At 53.4% G+C, this 13600-nt stretch carries 13 protein-coding genes; 12 read left to right on the top strand and 1 reads right to left on the bottom strand.

Annotation, left to right across the window (positions count from 1 at the left end):
• The first annotated feature begins 50 nt into the window (after positions 1 to 50).
• The 12 genes from CJO09_RS11445 to CJO09_RS11390 all read left to right on the top strand — a co-directional run bounded on the left by CJO09_RS11445 (position 51) and on the right by CJO09_RS11390 (position 13253).
• Positions 51 to 1070 carry an ABC transporter substrate-binding protein gene (locus CJO09_RS11445; protein WP_114420303.1) on the top strand — a complete coding sequence of 340 codons (1020 nt, stop codon included), beginning with the start codon at positions 51 to 53 and terminating at the stop codon, positions 1068 to 1070.
• On the top strand, positions 1067 to 1852 hold the full coding sequence (locus CJO09_RS11440; protein WP_119442459.1) for an ABC transporter ATP-binding protein: 786 nt from the start codon (positions 1067 to 1069) through the stop codon (positions 1850 to 1852). Before CJO09_RS11445 ends, CJO09_RS11440 begins: the two co-directional genes overlap by 4 nt.
• Positions 1852 to 2619: an ABC transporter permease gene (locus tag CJO09_RS11435; protein ID WP_119442458.1), complete on the top strand. Its 768-nt coding sequence runs from the start codon at positions 1852 to 1854 to the stop codon at positions 2617 to 2619. The genes CJO09_RS11440 and CJO09_RS11435 overlap by 1 nt, the downstream gene beginning before the upstream one ends.
• A gap of 44 nt (positions 2620 to 2663) precedes the next feature.
• The gene (locus tag CJO09_RS11430) at positions 2664 to 3257 is read left to right on the top strand and encodes a TRAP transporter small permease subunit (RefSeq protein ID WP_119442457.1); all 594 of its coding nucleotides are present in this window, start codon (positions 2664 to 2666) and stop codon (positions 3255 to 3257) included.
• Between the two features lie 20 nt (positions 3258 to 3277).
• A complete protein-coding gene (locus CJO09_RS11425; protein WP_119442568.1) occupies positions 3278 to 4939 on the top strand; it encodes a TRAP transporter large permease in 1662 nt (553 codons plus the stop codon).
• Between the two features lie 53 nt (positions 4940 to 4992).
• A complete protein-coding gene (locus CJO09_RS11420; protein ID WP_119442456.1) occupies positions 4993 to 5874 on the top strand; it encodes an EamA family transporter in 882 nt (293 codons plus the stop codon).
• 140 nt (positions 5875 to 6014) lie between these two features.
• Positions 6015 to 7205 (top strand): acetylornithine transaminase, encoded by a 1191-nt coding sequence (locus CJO09_RS11415; RefSeq protein ID WP_119442455.1) that lies wholly within the window; start codon positions 6015 to 6017, stop codon positions 7203 to 7205.
• 18 nt (positions 7206 to 7223) lie between these two features.
• Positions 7224 to 8168 (top strand): pca operon transcription factor PcaQ, encoded by a 945-nt coding sequence (gene pcaQ, locus CJO09_RS11410; protein ID WP_147404921.1) that lies wholly within the window; start codon positions 7224 to 7226, stop codon positions 8166 to 8168.
• 109 nt (positions 8169 to 8277) lie between these two features.
• Positions 8278 to 9240, top strand: a complete 963-nt coding sequence (locus CJO09_RS11405; RefSeq protein WP_218961062.1) for a TAXI family TRAP transporter solute-binding subunit — start codon at positions 8278 to 8280, stop codon at positions 9238 to 9240.
• A 69-nt stretch (positions 9241 to 9309) separates the two neighbouring features.
• Positions 9310 to 11211, top strand: a complete 1902-nt coding sequence (locus CJO09_RS11400; protein WP_119442452.1) for a TRAP transporter permease — start codon at positions 9310 to 9312, stop codon at positions 11209 to 11211.
• Positions 11208 to 12806, top strand: coding sequence for a sulfatase family protein (locus CJO09_RS11395; RefSeq protein WP_119442451.1), 1599 nt, complete (start codon positions 11208 to 11210; stop codon positions 12804 to 12806). Before CJO09_RS11400 ends, CJO09_RS11395 begins: the two co-directional genes overlap by 4 nt.
• Positions 12807 to 12830: 24 nt before the next feature.
• Positions 12831 to 13253 carry a DUF3293 domain-containing protein gene (locus tag CJO09_RS11390; RefSeq protein WP_119442450.1) on the top strand — a complete coding sequence of 141 codons (423 nt, stop codon included), beginning with the start codon at positions 12831 to 12833 and terminating at the stop codon, positions 13251 to 13253.
• Here the strand turns inward: CJO09_RS11390 and CJO09_RS15950 are convergent.
• Positions 13250 to 13582 carry an amidase family protein gene (locus tag CJO09_RS15950; RefSeq protein WP_119442449.1) on the bottom strand — a complete coding sequence of 111 codons (333 nt, stop codon included), beginning with the start codon at positions 13580 to 13582 and terminating at the stop codon, positions 13250 to 13252. The two genes, CJO09_RS11390 and CJO09_RS15950, sit on opposite strands and share 4 nt — an antisense overlap.
• Between the last annotated feature and the right edge of the window lie 18 nt (positions 13583 to 13600).

Genomic DNA, 13600 nt, shown 5'->3' with positions numbered 1-13600 from the left:
ACGAGCAGTAACCCGTAGCAGGTCTGTCTTAACCAAATATGAGGTTCACAATGAAAAAATTATTAGCAAAGTCTTGGGTTCGTACTTTAACTGGGGTTGCCGCGTGTATGTTTGCTGCAACGGCGGTGCAGGCTGAGCCGTTCAAAGTCCGGCTCGACTGGACTCCTTGGGGTAATCATGCCGCTTTCCACTTGGCCGATCAGAAAGGTTGGTATGAAGAGGCAGGTCTTGATATTTATTTCGAAGACGGTAATGGTTCTGTTACGACGGTTCAAATTATTGGCTCCAGCGACAACTTCGATGCCGGCCATGCGGCTTTGGCTCCCATGATGATTGCACGCGATAAGGGTCTTCCCGTGAAGGCGGTTGCGCCTTTTGTGCGTCGTAACGATATTGGGGTGCTGGTGCCGAAAGATTCCGGCATGAAAGGTCCGGCCGACCTGAAAGGCAAGAAGTTGGTGTACACCGCAGGGTCTTTGGAAGCGCCTTTTATGGAAGGCTTTCTGGCTGCCGGTGGCTTAACGCGTGATGATGTTGAGTTGTTGAACGTTGAAGCAGCAGGCAAGGTCACCACTTATGCGGTTGATCGCGCTGACGCGGTGGTGTCCACGATTCCTTTTGTGTTGCCTTTCGTTCAAAAACAACGCCCCTCGAATTCGATTCCGTTTGCCGATTATGGTTTGAATATGCCCAGTTTTGGCATTTTGGCCAGCGAGGCGAAATTGAAAACCCGTGGTGAAGACATTTCCAAGTTTGCCAGTGTCACTGCGCGTGCTTGGGAATATATTATGAATGGCCATGAGGACGAGGGGGTTGAGGCTATTCTGGCTGCCCGTCCGCAGGCACGCCTGGATAAAGCCGTATTGCGTGGCCAAATCGACGCCTTGAAGCCTTATTTCGGCAAGCCGGTGGAAGGTTTTCGCATGGGTCAGCCCATTCCCGCTGAATGGGAAGAGGCCGTGCAAACGCTGACCAAGGTTGGCTTGATTGAAAAGGGCCTGCCCGCAACTGATTTCTACGTTACCGATATGGTTAAACCCGGTCAGTACGATGGGATGATCAAAAAATGAGTTTGTCTGCTGTCAGTGCACGTAAAGTGCAGAAACAGTATTCCGGAGAGCGCGGGGTGCTCGCGCTCGATGGAATCAGCATAGAAATTCCTTCCGGTCAGTTCGTTAGTATTTTGGGACCCAGCGGTTGTGGGAAAAGTACGTTCTTGCGTTGTGTGGCCGGCCTCGAGGATATTACGGCTGGTGACCTTGACGTGAACGGCAAACCGGTGGTGGGGCGTCCACCCGACGGTATTGGTATGGTGTTTCAGCGTGATGCCTTGCTTGAGTGGCGCACCATTCGCAAAAATCTTTTGCTGCCCATTGAGTTTGCCAAAAAGCGTGTAAGCGAGTATCAGGACAAGGTTGACCACTTGCTTGAACTGACCGGACTGCAGGATTTCGGGAGCAGCTACCCGCGAGAGCTTTCGGGCGGCATGCGTCAGCGTGCCGCCATATGCCGGGCATTAGTTGACGACCCTACGTTGTTACTCATGGATGAGCCTTTTGGTGCGCTTGACGCTTTTACGCGTGACCAAATGAATTTTGAGCTGCAGCGCATCTGGATGGAAACACAGAACACGATTCTGTTCGTCACACACGGTATTTCCGAAGCGGTTTTTTTGGGGGATATCGTCATGGTGTTGTCGCCTCGCCCGGGTCGTCTCATGGAAGTCATTGAAGTGGATTTGCCCCGCCCTCGACCGTTGTCGGTGCGTGAAACCCCCGAATTCGGCAAGTATGTATCCCATATCCGCGAGTTGTTCGACAAGATGGATTTAAACGGCGATAAGAGGGCGTGATGATTGGAACGAATAATCTGAAAGCGGGTGCGGCAGGCTTATTCTCCCTGGTGGTCGTTCTGATCGTGTGGGAAGTGATTTGCCGTGTTTTTGAAGTGCGCGAAATCATGTTGCCTTTGCCAACGGATATTCTCGCCGAGCTATACAACGAAGCGGCCTGGTATGCCGAGCAAACCCTGTATACGCTCTGGATTACCGTGTTGGGTTTTATTTTTGCGGTTCTGGGCGGCGTCCTTATTGCCGTTGCCTTGGTGAGTTCGCGCTTGTTTGAACGTTTTTTATATCCCCTTATCATTGGTTTCAACAGTGTGCCCAAAGTGGCGCTGGCCCCGCTTTTTGTCGTGTGGATGGGGACGGGCGCCGAGCCGAAAGTGGCCATTGCATTTCTCATTGCCGTTTTTGCCATTATTGTTGACACCGTACATGGTTTGCGTTCCGTGCCCCAAGACGTCACCGACCTTGGTCGTGTTTTGAAAGGTTCCTCCTGGGATTTCTTTTTCAAGGTGAAGTTGCCCTGCGCCTTGCCTTCGGTTGTGGCCGGCATGAAAGTGGCGATGTCGCTGGCGCTGGTGGGTGCCATTGTGGGTGAGTTTGTGTCGTCGCAAAAGGGTTTGGGCTACGTCATTATGAGTGCGCAAGGGGTTTTCGACACAGTACGCGTGTTTGCCGCTCTGTTCATTCTGGGCGTAATGGGTGTTGTGCTATACGGCGCGCTGGTGTGGCTGGAACGCCGGGCCACCCCATGGCGCCAGATTCACGAAGATTAAGTTCACGAAAATCAAGTTGTACGCGAGTTGTTCAAGGAGTAGTTATGCGCGGTTTGCTCGCCCTTTCCCGTTTTCTCGACGGGGTTAACACGTTTGTGGGCCGGTCGGTGTCCTGGGTCATCCTGATAGTGGTGATTGTCAGTGCAACGAATGCGGTGTTTCGAAAAGCCTTCGATATGAGTTCGAATGCATGGCTGGAGTTGCAGTGGTATATGTTCGGAGCCATTTTTCTGTTGGCATCGGGCTACACCCTGTTAAAAAACGGCCATGTGCGTGTCGATATTATTAATGCACGCTTGTCGGAGCGAACCCAGGTCAAAATCGACATTTTCGGCATTCTGGTGTTGTTTTTGCCCGTGTGCATTTACATATTGTTGCTGTCCGTCCCCCAGGCAGTGGATTCCTACCTGCTGCACGAGACATCGTCCAATGCAGGCGGCCTCATTCGTTGGCCGGTAAAAGCGCTGATTCCCTTGGGGTTCCTGTTGTTGTCGGCAGCCGGCGTGTCTCATTTGATTAAGTGTGTGGGCTTTCTGGCCGGGCAATGCCCGAATCCAAATCGACCGGAAGGGTCGAAAACCGCTGAAGAGCGATTGGCTGACGAAATTGCAGCCAATGCACAGGCTAAAACAAAATAACAGACTGAGGATTGTTGATGATTGAGTTTCTAATTGCCAACATGGCCCCGGTCATGTTTGCTTCCCTGATTCTTTTGCTGCTTCTGGGGTTTCCGGTTGCATTCACGTTGGCGGGCCACGGTTTGCTATTTGGTTTGCTGGGTGTCGAGCTGGGGCTTTTCGAACCGGCATTCTTCCAGGCGTTGCCCCAGCGAATTTTTGGGATTATTTCCAACGATACCTTGCTTGCGATTCCGTTTTTTACCTTTATGGGGCTCATTCTTGAACGCTCCGGTATGGCGGAGGACTTGCTTGAAACCATTGGTCAATTGTTTGGCCCCTTGCGCGGCGGCCTGGCCATTGCGGTCGTTGTGGTGGGTGCGTTGCTGGGGGCAACGACGGGCGTCGTGTCGGCATCGGTCATTTCCATGGGTTTGATCTCGTTGCCGATTATGTTGCGCTATGGGTACGATCGTTCCCTGGCCACTGGGGTTATTGCGGCTTCAGGCACGTTATCGCAAATTATTCCACCGTCGATTGTGCTGATTGTGCTGGCCGACCAATTGGGTCGTTCAATTGGTGATATGTATCGCGGCGCAATGGTACCGGCCATCATGACGGTGAGTCTTTACATTGCCTATATTCTGATTCTTGCCTTGATAAAGCCGAAACGCGCACCAGCTATTCCCAAAGAAGGGCGTACCTTTATCGAGCCGAACGGCAGTCATGGTGTGCCGTCGCTGCTGGTGTTGTTGGTGGTTTCCACTGTGGCGTCTTATTTTGCGTGCCAGGTGGTGTTGTCGGAGACGGCCCCCATTGATGAGACCGTTGTGGTGGGTACGCTTATTGGCGGCGCAGTGGCCTTTGTGATCGCCGCCCTGAACAATCTATTGAAACTGGGCTGGTTATCGCAAATTGCCGAACGTGTCACATTTGTCATGATTCCCCCGTTGGCACTGATTTTCCTTGTGCTAGGTACCATCTTTTTGGGTGTGGCCACCCCCACAGAAGGCGGTGCCATGGGCGCGGTAGGGGCCATTGTTATGGCCTTGTTGCGCAAACGTTTAAGCTGGAGCCTGCTGAAGCAGGCCATGGAAACAACCACCAAGCTGGCGGCATTCGTTATTTTCATCCTGGTGGGTTCCACGGTATTTGCTTTAACGTTCCGTGGCGTTAACGGTGACTTATGGGTTGAACACTTGCTGGTTGGTTTGCCGGGCGGTGAAATCGGTTTCCTGGTTATTGTGAGCATTTTTGTGTTCGTCATGGCCTTCTTCCTCGACTTTTTCGAGCTGGCGTTTATTATTGTGCCGCTGCTCGGGCCGGCCGCCGAAGCAATTGGTATTGATTTGATCTGGTTTGGTGTCTTGCTGGCGCTGAATATGCAAACGTCGTTCATGCACCCCCCATTCGGGTTTGCACTGTTTTATCTGCGTTCGGTTGCGCCCAAGGAAGATTATCAAGACAAGCTTACCGGCCAAACTATCAAGAAAGTCACCACCGGCCAGATATACTGGGGTTCGATACCGTTTATTTGTATTCAGTTACTTATGGTGGCGCTGGTTATGATGTTCCCGTCTACTGTGATGCATTACAAAGGCGGTGTGTCGAATGTTGACCTTGAGTCGGTTGAAATTGAGATTGAGGGTGCGAACTATGGCACTGGCGGCGGAGCTTACGGCAGCGCACCGGTATTCCAGTAGTGGACGTGGGTTAGTGCGGTACTGGCCGTCAGGTTACCGATACAGGGGGAAGTGTGCCGCTTAAGGATGCACTTCTGGCCCTGGTGGTAATTGTTGCCTGGGGCTTGAACTTTGTTGTTATAAAAGTAGGGCTTCAAGAAATCCCCCCTTTTTTGCTGGGCGCTTTGCGTTTCCTGCTGGTGGCGATTTTTATTCCGTTTTTCAAGCGGCCTGCCATGCCCTGGCGGTCGCTTTTTTATTTCGGATTTACGATCGGCTTTCTCCAGTTTGGCTTGTTGTTTTCGGCCATGGCGATGGGTGTTTCGGCCGCCATGGCATCGGTTATTTTGAACGCTCAGGCGTTTTTTACCGTGCTGATTGCGGCTGCTGTATTGGGCGAGTCGGTTGGGCGCCACAATGTTATCGGGATGATTGTCGCCGCTTTCGGCTTGATGCTGATTGCCTTGGGTGAAACATCCGGCCACGTTACGCTAATTGGCTTTTTTCTGACTGTCCTGGCTTCGTTAAGCTGGGCGGTGGCGAATATTGTGGTGAAAACCGTGGGCAAGGTGGACATGCTTAGTTTGGTGATCTGGGGCACCATCGTGTCTCCGTTGCCGTTTGCCGTCTTGTCGTATTTTGTCGAGGGTCCGGAACTTATTTTGTACAGTTTGCAGAATATGGGCCTGAAAGGTTACGGTGCGCTGATTTATCTGGCCCTTATTTCAACCACCCTGGGCTTTGGTTTATGGAGCTGGTTACTTAGCCGGCATCCGGCTAATCGCGTGGCGCCGCTTAGCCTGCTCGTGCCTTTCGTGGGGCTAACGTCTGCTACGCTTTTGCTCGACGAACATTTAACCGTATTGCAATGGATTGGGGGCCTAGTCATTCTGGGCGGGCTGGCGTTGAACGTGTTCGGCCCCCAGCTATTAGCAACGTTGCGGCGCAGAACGTAATACGTCATTCATTTTCGTTGCCCGGTTGAAAGGATAACGGCCAGACCCATAGCGGTGCGTTAAAATTCACGCTTATTCTTTATCTGGTGCCGTGACGGCGCTGCTAAGCCTGTTTCTTTCTTCATTTTTCGGGAAGCCCTATGGAATTTGATCGTGCCGGCGTGAATACGCTGATGGAAATTACTGCCCGTCCTGACCTTATTTTCACCAAAGGGCAAGGTTCCTGGCTTGAAGACCATACAGGTAAGCGCTACCTTGATTTTCTGCAAGGGTGGGCGGTGAACTGCCTGGGGCATTGTCCGGAGCCTTTGGTCAAGGCGCTTCAGCAGCAGGCCGCTGAACTGATTAACCCGTCCCCCGCTTTTTACAATCAGCCTTCCATTGATTTGGCAAAGCGCATTACCGGCGCTTCATGTTTCGATCGCGTGTTTTTCGCCAATAGCGGCGGCGAAGCAAATGAGGGTGCCATTAAGCTGGCCCGTAAATGGGGGCGCTTGAATAAACCCGGTGCTTACAAAATAATCACGTTCAATCATGGATTTCATGGGCGTACGTTGGCCACCATGTCGGCGTCCGGCAAGCCGGGCTGGGACACGATGTTTGCCCCTCAGGTCGATGGCTTTCCGAAAGCGGAATTGAATGATCTGGATTCGGTGCGGTCCCTTATCGACGACCAGACTGTGGCTGTGATGCTGGAGCCGGTTCAGGGCGAGGCCGGCGTTATACCCGCTAGCGTGCAGTTCATGAAGGATTTGCGCGAACTCACGCGTCAGCACGATATGCTTCTTATTGTGGATGAAGTGCAAACCGGTATGGGTCGTACGGGCAAACTTTTTGCGTACCAGCATTTTGATATCGAACCGGACATCATGACGCTTGCAAAAGGTATTGGGGGCGGTGTTCCGCTGGCGGCTCTGTGCGCGCGTGAGGCGGTTTCCTGCTTTGAGCACGGAGACCAGGGCGGCACTTATAACGGGAACCCGCTGATGGCCGCTGCGGGCATTGCAGTGTTCGACACGGTGTCCGCGCCCGGTTTTCTTGAAGCCGCGAACGCTCGCGCAGAACAGCTTTCCAACGGCCTGATGGCCTTATCGGAAAAATGGGGCATGCAGGGCGAGCGGGGTCTTGGTTTGCTGCGGGCACTGCGTTTGGGTAAAGGAGACGGGCCGGCCATTGTGGCGGCGGCCCGCGATCGTGCACCGGAAGGCTTGTTATTGAATGCGCCGCGCCCGGAGCTGTTGCGGTTTATGCCGGCACTGAATATTGAGGCGGATGAAATCGACTTGATGCTGTCATGGCTTGATGAGCTTGTCGGGTTGATCCGCAAGTGATCTTACGTGTTTGATGCCATGCATCAACGAATTAACCAGCGCCATCTGATTCTGTTTGTTGAAATTGTCCGCAAGGGCAGTTTGGCAAAGGCGGCTGACGAATTGGCAATTACCCATTCGGCAGCGTCCAAAAGCTTGCGTCAGCTTGAAGAGGACGTGGGGGATCGTTTGCTGGAGCGTAATCGCGCAGGCGTAACCTTGACGCCCTCAGGCGAAATTTTTTATCGTTATGCCAGCGCCAGCTTAACCGCCTTGCGGCAAGGAATCGACATGATCGCGCAAAGCGATCAGCATGCGCGCCGTGCGGTTTTGTTGGGCGCGTTGCCTAACGTTGCCGTTAATATTTTGCCTGAGGCCGTGGCGCGGTTCAAAGCCCGGCATCCGGATATTCAGGTAAGAATCGTCACGCAAACCAATCGCCAGTTACTGATGCAATTGCGTTTGGCGGAAATTGATTTTGTTGTGGGCCGGTTCGCGGAAATCGATGAGATGAGAGGTCTGCACTTCGAACGCTTGTATTACGAAACCATGGCATTGGCGGCACGTCCGGATCATCCGGTGTTTCGGATTGCAGGCGGGGTGACCCTGGAGCAAATTACCGAGTATCCCTTGGTGATGCCTCCGCTGGGGACGGTTATACGCCCTGAAATCGATCGTTTTTTTCTAAGCCGTGGCATTGCAGACCTGCCTAATGTGATTGAGACATTGTCTGTGGAGTTCGGCCGCGCCTTCGTGTCGATTTCAGATGCTTTGTGGATTTTTCCCCGCGGCGTCTTGCAGGCCGATCTGGATGCCGGGGTGCTGCGAGAAGTGCCGGTTGACTTGGCCGGTACCGAAGGCGCGGTGGGTATTACCACACGTTCCGAGCCTGGGCTGAGTCGCGTCAGTGAAGAAATGCTGCAGCTTGTGCGCGAACTATGTCTACGTCGTGCTCGCAACTTACATGACAAAAAATTCATCTAAATAGTAAAAATATCACTTTTATTGCTCTATTACTCGCATAAACTTACCACTAAGACAACTTGAGTGAATCGTTCACCCTGTTGAAATAATGAAAATGGTAGGAGACATGATGAGTCAATTTTTTTCAAAAATAGGCACGGCTTGTGCTTTGGTTTCACTTTTTGCGTTCAGTGCGGCCTCCCACGCTCAAACCTTAAGCATCGGCACAAACCCGCAAGGGTCTGTGGCGTATGCTTCGGGCGCCGCGATTGCCGACGTTGTGGGTGATGCCCTCGATCTTTCGTTCACCGTTGTTCCGCAGGGTGGGCCCACGGCCATTATTCCCGCCATGAGTGCCGGTGAGTTCGACTTCGCGTTTGCCAATATTGTGGCTGCGGTAACGGCGAAAGACGGTAAAGGGCCCTATAAAGGGCGTAAATATGATTCCATTCGTGTTGCCGCTGTCGTTTACCCGCTCGAAATGGGTGTTTTCGTGCGTAAAGACGCCAAGATCGACACTTTTCAGGCCCTGAAAGGGAAGCGCGTGGCTTCGGCGTTTAAGTCGCAGGCGAATGTGGCGGCCTTCATGACGGCATCGCTGGCTGCCGCCGGTTTAAGTTACGACGATGTCACTCCGGTGCCGGTACAGAACGGGGTGCAGTCGGTGAATGAACTGGTTGACGGCGGGTTGGATGCAACCACGTTCAGCGTCAGCGCGGGCATCATACAACAAGCCGATGCGGTGGTGGGTATTCGGGTTCTCTCGTTGCCGAACGATGAGGCTGCACAGGCCGCCCTCGATAACTACACACCGGGGGCTATGATTGCCACTGCGCCTGCCGGTAGCTATCCAGGCATTCTTGAGCCAACCAACATCATTCGGGTGCCTTTTGTGGTGTTAACCGACAGCCGTGTCGATGACGAAACCGTTTACAAAGTGGTCAAAGCCATTGCGGAAAATGGTCAAAAGCTTGCGGCTTCCGCCGGTGAGTTCAAGGCGCTGGATCCCAAGTTAATGGGTCAAAGCGCGCTACCGGTTCCGTATCACCCCGGCGCGATCAAGTATTACACGGAGCAGGGCACCTGGAATTAAGCCAGTGTGCCGTCTGGTTGCCCCCTTTTGGCATGGAAAAAGGGCGGCGACCGCTTTGGAGCCGTATTAATGAAAACTAAAATCGTCAGTGCCCTTGGGTTCGTTCTCGTTCTGCTCGCCATTTTGTGGGCAATCAATTTTCAGCGCGTTATGGGTTTGAACCTCTATAAAGGCCAATACCTTTACGTTCTTATTGCCCTTGCGACTGCAGTGGTGTTTATCACTCATCCGCTGTTTCCAAATCGGCCCAAACTTTCCTGGCTCATCGATACACCGCTTGCGCTGGCGGGGATTCTGGCTTCGCTGTTTATTTCGTTTGATTTTGAAGTATTGATTGATCAGGCGAATTTGTATGACTTCAACTGGTTTGGCCAGTTTCTTGGCGCCGTGGTTATTGTGGTGTTGATTGAGGGTGTCAGGCGTTCAGCCGGGCTTTCGCTGGCGTTGATCATTATTGCGTCAATTTTGCTGGCCTATTTTGCAACGAGCTTGCCCGATGCGATTTCCGGACGGCCGTTCCGGCTTGATTCCTTTCTATACAAAATGGCGTACCTTGAAGGGAATATCCTGGGTGCGCCGCTGGTGATTGTCGGCAGCGTCGTCATTACCTTTGTGTTCATGGGGGCTGTGCTGCAGGCAACCGGAGGAGGCCAGTTTTTCTCAAACTTGTCAGCGGCGCTGTTTGGCGGTTCACGCGGCGGGTCAGCCAAAATTGCGGTGACGGCATCCGGTTTGTTTGGTGCCATTTCCGGGTCGGCTGTCGCCAATGTCATTTCCACCGGCATGATCACCATTCCCATGTCCCGCAAGGCGGGATACAAAGCGGAGACGGCGGCCGGCCTGGAGGCCGTGGCGTCAACCGGCGGGCAGTTGGTGCCGCCCGTTATGGGCGCGGCGGCATTTCTAATGGCCGCCACCTTGAAGGTAGAGTATTCCGTGGTTGTGCTGGCCGCGCTTATCCCATCATTTTTGTATTACCTGGCGCTGTATTTGCAGGTTGACCTTATCGCCGCACGCGACGGCATCAAAGGGTTACCCAAACAAGAGCGGCCGAACCCGCTTTCAGAGCTGCGTTACGGATGGCTGTTTGTCATGCCGTTCGTGGTGCTTATTTTGGGGCTATTCAGTTTTGCCTGGCGCCCCGAGTATGCGGCTTTAATTGCAACGGCCAGCCTGTTCTTGGCTTTGTGTGTGTTTGGTGTACGCGGAAAGCGGCCTTCAATCGCCCATCTTTCCGCTGCGGTACGCGACACCGCTGTTGCATCAGTGGGTATCATTTTGATCGCGGCAGGTGCCGGCATTGTTATCGGTGCGCTGAATACATCGGGCATTCTTTTCAAAATTACCGAAGCCATTGTCGACATAGGTGGCGGTAACCTGGTGGGGCTGTTGGTGTTGGCCGCGCTGATATGTATTGTGCTGGGCATGGGTATGCCGACGGTGGGCGTGTATGCGTTGCTGTCAACGTTGGTGGCCGCACCCTTGGTTGCGTTGGGCATTGACCCGATTGCGGCGCACTTGTTTGTGCTTTATTTCGGCATGATGTCAATGATTACGCCACCGGTTGCCATTGCCTCATTTGCCGCTGCGGGGCTGGCGGGAACCCCACCCATGAAAACGGCGCTTGAAGCAAGCAGGTTGGCCTGGTCGGCGTACATTTTGCCGTTTATTTTTGTCGCCAACCCCGCCTTGATACTGAATGGCTCATCTCTTGACATTGTTTTGGCGGTGACGCGTGCGACCGCGGGTGTGTGGCTGGTTACTGCATGTGTTGTCGGTTATCTCGGTCAGCCGCTTCTTCTTTTACGACGTGCTTTGTACTTGTTCCTGGGTGTTGCGCTGCTGCTGCCTAAAACGGTTTACCCGGAAAGCTTTGCTTCAGTCATCGCAGTGGTGACCTTGTGTTTCGCCATCGCAGTGTTGCTCCTGGAGCATTTTGTTTACAAGCCGAAAACGGTATTCAACTCATGACACAAAAGAAAAAACCTAACTTTATTTTGATAATGACCGATCAGCATCGTGCTGATCATCTGGGATGTTACGGGCACCCCGTGCTGCGCACGCCGCATATCGACAGCCTGGCCGAACAGGGCGCCTTGTTCGACGAGTTTTATGTGGCGAGTCCGGTTTGCATGCCGAACCGCGCCAGTTTAATGACCGGCCGCATGCCTTCCGTTCATGGTGTGCGGGCCAACGGCATCCCGTTATCCATGCAGCAGGTTACGTTTGTTGAGTTGTTGCGCGAAGCGGGCTATGCCACCGGGCTGGTTGGAAAAAGCCATTTGCAGAACTTTGTGGGTGCACCGGTGGTGCTCGAGCAGTCGGCCCCGCCCGAGAACTACCATATGCCGCCCGAAAACTTAAGCCAGGCGGTTCGGGAACATTTGACGGCTGAGTGTTATCGCAACGAAGAGCCTGATTTTTGGTCAAAGGAAAACCCGCGGGTACAAACGCCGTTTTACGGGTTTGACCATGTTGACCTGGTAACAGGGCACGGCGACGGCGTTGGCGGCGATTTCAAGCAATGGCTACTGGAACGTGAGCCCGAGGCGGCGAGTTTATTGGGCCCGGACAACCAGTTGCCTCACGACTATGTGTGCCCGCAGGCGGTTCGAACTGCTCTGCCCGAGGCGTTGTATCCTACCAGCTATATTGCTGAACGTGCCGAAGCTTTTATAAAGCAACAAGCCGCCGAGCAACCGTTTTTTCTGATGGTGTCTTTCCCCGACCCGCATCATCCGTTTAATCCTCCTGGTCGGTACTGGGATATGTATCGACCCGAAGACATGCAGGTGCCTGAGGCTTTTGAAAATGAAGACTGGGTGCCGCCTCCCCATGTGGAGGCCTTGTATAAGGTGCGCGATTCCGGGAATGCCTTGTTGAACGGCATGAATACCATTGGTGTGTCCAAGCAAGAAGCCTTGGAGGCAAGAGCCCTCACGTGCGGAATGATTTCCATGATCGACGATGCCGTGGGCCGCCTGCTGAAGGCGCTTGATGACGCGGGTGAACGCGAAAACACAGTGATCCTGTTTACGTCGGATCACGGAGATCATTTGGGTGATCATCGTTTGCTTTTGAAAGGCGCTGAGCAGTATCGCGATATTTTGCGGGTGCCGTTTATATGGAGTGACCCTGCAAATAAAAGCAAAGGCCTGCGCACACATGCATTGGGGTCGACCATTGATATTCCGTCTACGATTCTGGATCGTGCGGAAATTGTGCCGTTCGCGGGCATGCAGGGGCGTTCTTTATTATCTGTTGCGCAAGGGGAAAAGCACAAAGAGCGGGACACGGTTTTTATTCAATATGACCATCAGCGTACGCACCCCGGGCTTGGCGGCCCGCCGCGTGTTCACACGATTTTCGATGGCCGATGGCGATTAAGTGTGTTTCATGGGGTTGAGTGGGGAGAGCTCTACGACCTGCAGGCTGATCCCGGTGAGTTTACAAATGAATGGCACAACCCAGAACATCTTGAGGTGCGGTGTCGGTTAATGGAGAAACTGGCCAGGGCGGAAATTGAGCATATTGATCGTGTGCCGCTACCCACCAGTCTTGCCTAGGTTCAGGGGTATGGAGGTGCCATCGTGGCAAGCGTGATCAAGCAATCTGTGCTGCAAGCGTATCGCCAGGCCGAGTACACAATTTACTCCACGCCCCCTTGTGTCTTGAAAATAGGTCAGGCCAGCACTTGTCTTCTCCAAATTTACGCGCAGTACGGTGTAGATTGCGCCGCCTTTATGACTGCCTTCAATCCATTGGGCCGGCAGTTTTCGTTGGCCGAAAACGCGGGCTTTCAGGAACGACTGCTTGATCAATTGCAGCGGTGTGGCAAGCCCGTTCTGCACGCTGGTGGAATTGATCCCGACCATGTCTGGCCGGTTGAGGATAGTGTGTTAGTGCCGGGTTTGAGTTTGGCCCAGGCACGTGAGCTGGGCCGCGAATATGATCAGAATGCCATTGTATGGTGCGGCCCCGATGCCGTTGCGCAATTAGTGCTTTTGCGTTAACCCCATATCGGCGCGCGGTGATGGCGCCATGGGTGGGCCTGCTCTATTTGTGCAGCCAGTGCCAGTAAGACATCTTCACGTCCATAAGCCGCTGTAAATTGTGCGCCAATCGGCAAACCACTTGAGGAAAACCCCATTGGTACCGACATGGCTGGCGCTTGAGGGGAGGTTGTTTTCCAGCATGCGTGACTCAACTTGCGTGGGTACACCCGGTAAATTCGATATAGCGCAGCCTCAAGCACCTCTTGCGGGCTGACGGTTTTGGCGGCGATTAATTCGGCCAGCCCTAAAGCGTCGTAGTTAGCGTACTCTTTGAAGGCTGTGCCCATCGAATTGTTTCCCTTTTG

Source organism: Neopusillimonas maritima, from assembly GCF_003576595.1.
Taxonomy (GTDB): domain Bacteria; phylum Pseudomonadota; class Gammaproteobacteria; order Burkholderiales; family Burkholderiaceae_B; genus Neopusillimonas; species Neopusillimonas maritima.
The sequence above is the reverse complement of the archived record's forward strand: the minus strand, read 5'-3'. Positions and strand labels throughout refer to the sequence as shown.

Excerpts from the sequence above, each read along its gene's own strand:
- CJO09_RS11445 (WP_114420303.1), top strand. The coding sequence starts at position 51 with ATGAAAAAATTATTAGCAAAGTCTTGGGTTCGTACTTTAACTGGGGTT.
- CJO09_RS11440 (WP_119442459.1), top strand. The coding sequence starts at position 1,067 with ATGAGTTTGTCTGCTGTCAGTGCACGTAAAGTGCAGAAACAGTATTCC.
- CJO09_RS11435 (WP_119442458.1), top strand. The coding sequence starts at position 1,852 with ATGATTGGAACGAATAATCTGAAAGCGGGTGCGGCAGGCTTATTCTCC.
- CJO09_RS11430 (WP_119442457.1), top strand. The coding sequence starts at position 2,664 with ATGCGCGGTTTGCTCGCCCTTTCCCGTTTTCTCGACGGGGTTAACACG.
- CJO09_RS11415 (WP_119442455.1), top strand. The coding sequence starts at position 6,015 with ATGGAATTTGATCGTGCCGGCGTGAATACGCTGATGGAAATTACTGCC.
- pcaQ (WP_147404921.1), top strand. The coding sequence starts at position 7,224 with ATGCATCAACGAATTAACCAGCGCCATCTGATTCTGTTTGTTGAAATT.
- CJO09_RS11405 (WP_218961062.1), top strand. The coding sequence starts at position 8,278 with ATGAGTCAATTTTTTTCAAAAATAGGCACGGCTTGTGCTTTGGTTTCA.
- CJO09_RS11400 (WP_119442452.1), top strand. The coding sequence starts at position 9,310 with ATGAAAACTAAAATCGTCAGTGCCCTTGGGTTCGTTCTCGTTCTGCTC.
- CJO09_RS11395 (WP_119442451.1), top strand. The coding sequence starts at position 11,208 with ATGACACAAAAGAAAAAACCTAACTTTATTTTGATAATGACCGATCAG.
- CJO09_RS15950 (WP_119442449.1), bottom strand. The coding sequence starts at position 13,582 with ATGGGCACAGCCTTCAAAGAGTACGCTAACTACGACGCTTTAGGGCTG.